Below are 3,928 nucleotides of genomic sequence, written 5' to 3' on the forward strand. Positions count from 1 at the left end.
CACTTGCAGCTGATTAACCCGATCTGGCCGGATGCCCAGCCCTACGACATGATTTTTGTGGTGGCGGTGGCGCTGGTCGTGGTGGGGCTGAATCGCCAAACCCTGTGCCGCAAAACTGGAGCCGTCACTCAGGTGATGCCCGCTGCAGTGCCGCGAGAGCGACCGGGAGAGCTCACCGGAGACACCAACCTGTGAGCCGTTCAGCTTGGTGGGAGAGGGTGCGACTTTGGCGATCGCGGTGGGTTGATCCCCACTTTTTGACATTCATGTCAGGAACAAGACAGCGTGCCTGGTTCCGCCGCTGGTGGTTGCCTTTAGGCTTGGCTCTGCTGCTCATGGCCTTCCAACCCCGTCCCCTGGTGATCTCCGATCGCACCCAGGCAGTTCAAACCGTGCTGGATGAGGCGCAGCACCAGTACGGTTTTCCAGGCGCAACGGCAGCTTACGTATTACCCGATGGCACGGTGGGGGTCGTCGCGACGGGGCTGGCCGATCGCGAAACGGCAACCCCGATGACGGTGCGATCGCGGATGCTAGCCGCCAGCATTGGCAAGACCTTTGTGGGAGCCACGGCGATCGCCCTCGCCCAGGCAGGGAGGCTGGATCTGGATGCGCCAATATCGCGGTATGTAGGCGATCGCCCCTGGTTTGCCCGCCTCCCCCATCACGCGGACATCACCTTGCGCCATCTGCTGACCCACAGTTCCGGGCTGCCTGACCATGTGCATTTAGCCAGCTTTGCCAACGCCGTTTCCCGTCAGTGGCAGCAACCTGGCAATCCGTTTCCGCCAGAATCCTTGCTGGAATTTGTCTTGGATCAGCCACCCCGCTTTGCGCCGGGAACCGCCTGGGCTTACTCCGATACCGGCTATATTTTGGCCGGACTGGTGATTGAAGCTGTGACGGGCAGCCGCTACTACGATGAAATTCAAACCCGGTTTTTGACGCCGTTGGGGTTAACGTTTACGTCCCCCGCCGACCGTCGCTGGCTGCCGGGACTCGCCGCTGGCTACATGGCCGCCGATAATCCGTTGGGATTGCCGCCTAAAACCACCACGGCGGATGGCGTCATGGTGTGGCATCCCGGCTTTGAGTGGACTGGGGGCGGCTTGGTCAGCAATGCTCGCGATTTAGCGGTCTGGGGAGCCGCTCTGTTTGGGGGGCAGGCGATGCCGGGTGACTATTTAGATGATTTGCTGCAGGCCGTTTCCATTCGCCCCGACAGCGACAATGTTCAGTATGGCAGCGGCGTGGGGATTTATCGCCGCGGTCCCTTTGGCCCTGTTTATGGTCATGGTGGTTGGATACCAGGCTACAGCTCCAGCCTCCGCTACTACCCCGACTACCAAGTCGCCATTGCGTTTCAAATCAATACTGATATCGGCATTGTCGATGACACGACCCCGGTGGTGCCAGATCTCGAATTGCGTTTGGCTGAGCAGGTGCTGAAAGGACGTATACCCGCCAACCAACCTGCGCAGACAAACTAACGAACTCCTTTGATGAGGTGAGTGAGGTTATTTATGCCACCCGAAAAAAACGTTAGATTAACCCGCGATCGCAGCGACGAGGGTGAGGTGATGACCGCAAATATAAGTCAGATTGGCTATGGAGCGGGGCTTACGGCTGCAGCATTTATGGTGGCCTACGATCTGATGCAAATTTTTCAGATCTTGGGTGTGATTGCTTTCCCGCTCGACGAAATCCTGATCTATGGCACTTCTCTCTGCATCGTAGTGCCATTCATGCTTGCAATCCTCTCGTTACATCACCTGACTGCGCGCGAAGCCCAATTCTGGACTCACGCGGCATTGATCTTCACCGTAATTTACGCTGTTTTCGTGTCTGCTAATTACGTCGTCCAGCTAGCGACTGTGATCCCCGCTAAGCTGGCCGGGGCGTCTGCCGCCGTCCAATGGTTAGAACAAACGCCCCACTCCCTGTTCTGGGACTACGACGCGATCGGTTACATTGCGATGGGGCTAGCGGCGCTGTTTGCCGTCCCGGCCCTCAGTAAGGTGGGACTGGAGCGGTGGGTACGAGTTTCCTTAATCGGCCATGGTCTGGTTACGCCCTTGATTAGCATCGTGTATTTCTCTCCTACATATTCGTACAAGCTATTAATACTGGGCTTTCCCTGGGCAGTCACTGCGCCACTATTCACGTTCCTGTTGGCGCTAGCGTTACGGAAGCGAGACCAGGGGGCCGTCTGACATCGGCACAAGAGGCCAGAGCCCCATTGAGCATGAGGTTTGTCAGCGGGAGACGCCTAACAACGGTTGAGCGTCATCGTGCGCGCGGGGAGCGATCGCCCCTTTCCTCCCACCATCAGCGTGGCTCTACCTATATCGCAAATCTAGATTGGAGGAGAAACATGAATCAAGCCAACGATGGACGATTTCTCGGTCTGTTGGGATTTCTGGGGTTTCTCGGTTTTCTCAGTTTCCAGGACAGCCCCCAGTACTCACATCTAGCGGCACTGGCCGGGCTATCTTTATGTTCCCTCGGGTCGCTGTTGTTTTTTGTGCCCAGGCGGCGGTCCAAGGTTAAGGTCGCGATCGCCCCAAAGCGCAAAGAGTATCTCGGTTTTCTGGGCAGTCCTAATCCAGGGGGTGCGGGGCTGGCGGGGCTGGCCATAATGTCTGGACTGGCGATAGACGCATCAATCCACGCGAGGTCACCATGACTGACCCAGTTGTTCAACCGAAACGGGTTTCCATGAAGGCGCTGTGGCAGGCCGCCCTGACCCGCGATCACTCCTTGTAATCTATCGGTAGCAACTATGATGATTTCACTCATTGGTCTACAGATTGTTTTGCCGCTGGTCTTAATTGCCGGGTTAGCGATCGCTCATCCCCGTAACCTGTTAGGTTTTGCGCTGCAGGCGCTCGTCACGGCCATGACCTTGGTTGCGATCGCCCGCCTCGGCGTCTGGATGTTTCCGCCCTGGTGGACTCCCTATCTCTACGGGGTGCTCTTGGTCGTGGCCGTGGTGATCGGATGTCGCCGCCGCCAGCCGCTGCAACCGTTGCCCTCGCATTGGTTGGGGTGGATGACCACTGTGGCATTCGTGGCATTTGGCGTATGGGTCGGCAACGCCGCTTGGCAAAGTTGGGCAGGTCGCCTGCCGCCCCCCATCCCCGTGGTTGACCTGACGTTTCCGCTACAGGGGGGAGAGTATTTGATTGTGCATGGCGGTAGCAACCTCCAGATCAATCCCCATATGAAAACCCTGGACGAGTCAGTGCCGCGTTTTCGCGCCTATCGCGGCCAGAGCTATGGTGTTGATCTGGTTCAACTCGATCGGTTCGGTCTCCGGGCTGATGGCATTCTGCCCGACGAGCTGGCCGCTTACCAGATTTATGGGGAACCCGTTTTGGCTCCCTGTGCCGGCACCATTGTGCAGGCGATCGACCGCTTTCCCGATATGCCGATTCCCCAGGTTGATCCAGAAAATCGGGCGGGCAATCATGTCATTCTGCGGTGTGGTGAGGTCGATGTGTTACTCGCCCATTTTCGTCCCCAAAGTCTGGCGGTGGAGGCCGGGATGACGGTGCAGGTGGGAGATCGCCTGGCTGAGGTGGGTAACTCGGGGGCCAGCAACGAACCGCACTTACACATCAGTGCTCAACGCCCCGGCCCATCGGCGGCACCACTTTCCGGTGATCCTGTGCCCATACGATTTGCCGGACAATTTTTGATTCGTGGCGATCGCATCACCCCCCCTAACAACCCCTACTAAGTACACACATCTCGATGGCTCCCTCAACATGCTGCATTTACCCGCCCTCACCCTAAATCCCTCTCCCAAAACTGGGAGAGGGACTTGCTCCGGCTCCCCTTCTCCTGTTCTGGGCTACTAAGTACACACAAGTCATGTTGTAGTAGGATGCTGCCAGAAAACATGGGGTCATCGAGATGGAGAATC

General features: G+C 57.7%; 4 protein-coding genes and 1 pseudogene. All 5 read left to right on the forward strand.

Annotation, left to right across the window (positions count from 1 at the left end; genetic code table 11):
* Window positions 1-195, forward strand: a pseudogene (locus JUK32_RS06755) (CPBP family intramembrane glutamate endopeptidase); the annotation flags it as partial.
* A gap of 71 nt (window positions 196-266) precedes the next feature.
* A complete protein-coding gene (locus tag JUK32_RS06760) occupies window positions 267-1,490 on the forward strand; it encodes a serine hydrolase (RefSeq protein WP_204138088.1) in 1,224 nt (407 codons plus the stop codon).
* Between the two features lie 33 nt (window positions 1,491-1,523).
* Complete coding sequence (locus JUK32_RS06765) at window positions 1,524-2,213, forward strand: hypothetical protein (protein WP_204138089.1); 690 nt, start codon at window positions 1,524-1,526, stop codon at window positions 2,211-2,213.
* Window positions 2,214-2,374: 161 nt separating this feature from the next.
* Window positions 2,375-2,686, forward strand: a complete 312-nt coding sequence (locus JUK32_RS06770) for a hypothetical protein (protein WP_204138090.1) — start codon at window positions 2,375-2,377, stop codon at window positions 2,684-2,686.
* Window positions 2,687-2,782: 96 nt separating this feature from the next.
* Window positions 2,783-3,742 carry a M23 family metallopeptidase gene (locus JUK32_RS06775; RefSeq protein WP_204138091.1) on the forward strand — a complete coding sequence of 320 codons (960 nt, stop codon included), beginning with the start codon at window positions 2,783-2,785 and terminating at the stop codon, window positions 3,740-3,742.
* Window positions 3,743-3,928 lie beyond the last annotated feature (186 nt).

It is taken from the genome of Halomicronema sp. CCY15110 (assembly GCF_016888165.1).
GTDB lineage: Bacteria > Cyanobacteriota > Cyanobacteriia > Phormidesmidales > Phormidesmidaceae > Halomicronema.

Excerpts from the sequence above, each read along its gene's own strand:
- JUK32_RS06775 (WP_204138091.1), top strand. The coding sequence starts at position 2,783 with ATGATGATTTCACTCATTGGTCTACAGATTGTTTTGCCGCTGGTCTTA.
- JUK32_RS06770 (WP_204138090.1), top strand. The coding sequence starts at position 2,375 with ATGAATCAAGCCAACGATGGACGATTTCTCGGTCTGTTGGGATTTCTG.
- JUK32_RS06760 (WP_204138088.1), top strand. The coding sequence starts at position 267 with ATGTCAGGAACAAGACAGCGTGCCTGGTTCCGCCGCTGGTGGTTGCCT.
- JUK32_RS06765 (WP_204138089.1), top strand. The coding sequence starts at position 1,524 with ATGCCACCCGAAAAAAACGTTAGATTAACCCGCGATCGCAGCGACGAG.